The organism is Xanthomonas sp. SHU 199 (assembly GCF_000364665.1).
Lineage (GTDB): Bacteria > Pseudomonadota > Gammaproteobacteria > Xanthomonadales > Xanthomonadaceae > Xanthomonas_A > Xanthomonas_A sontii.
The window spans coordinates 1-661 of sequence record NZ_AQOI01000534.1; the positions used below are offsets into that span (position 1 = coordinate 1).

The 661-nt window shown below is 52.2% G+C and carries 1 protein-coding gene; it reads left to right on the forward strand.

From position 1 onward, the window contains the following. Positions 1-120: 120 nt before the first annotated feature. Entirely contained in the window at positions 121-438 is a 318-nt protein-coding gene (locus D183_RS0116115) for a hypothetical protein (protein ID WP_017909910.1), read from the forward strand. Positions 439-661: the final 223 nt, after the last annotated feature.

The following is a 661-nucleotide window of genomic DNA, read 5'->3' on the forward strand; positions in this document are numbered from 1 at the left end:
GCGGCCTGCGGTGGATATCGTGCCGTTGCTGTATCAATTGCTATTGAACGGGTGAAGCCCGATGTGCCGGAAGAACGACATCCTCAACATAATCTTTAATTTTCTAGGGGTGGAATTTCTATGCGTTGGATCTTGATGCTGGGATGTGCGCTGTTCTGGATCACTTGCAGCGGTTCGGCGAGTGCCTTGCAAATCATCACGGGCAAGGTGACGCAAATCGAGGCTACCTATATGCCTACCCAGATCCCTTTTCTCTTGAGCGAGGGGAATGCCACATGCCCCGCCGGAAAACCGGTCTATTGGGCAAAGGATCAGGAGAATAACAAGGCGATTTACGCGGCGTTGATGTCGGCGTTCGTCAGCGGGAAGCGTGTGACCTTGATCATGGACGACAACGATACGTCGTGCACTGGAAAGTTCATCTATGTGGTTGATTGAACTTGTTAGGGCGCAAGCGAGCCAAGTATACAGAAAAGCAACAATTGACGGAAGAGGAAAACTAATCATGAGAACCGCATGGTCCCCGTTGTTGTTGCTTGCCAGTCTGAGTGGGTCGGCATTAGCAAACGAATCGATGCAGAACGTCGACGTCGTGCAGTTGGGCACCTACCAGGCTCATGCCGACCATTTTGTCTGGCTGTCGGACACGCCAGCGGAATGC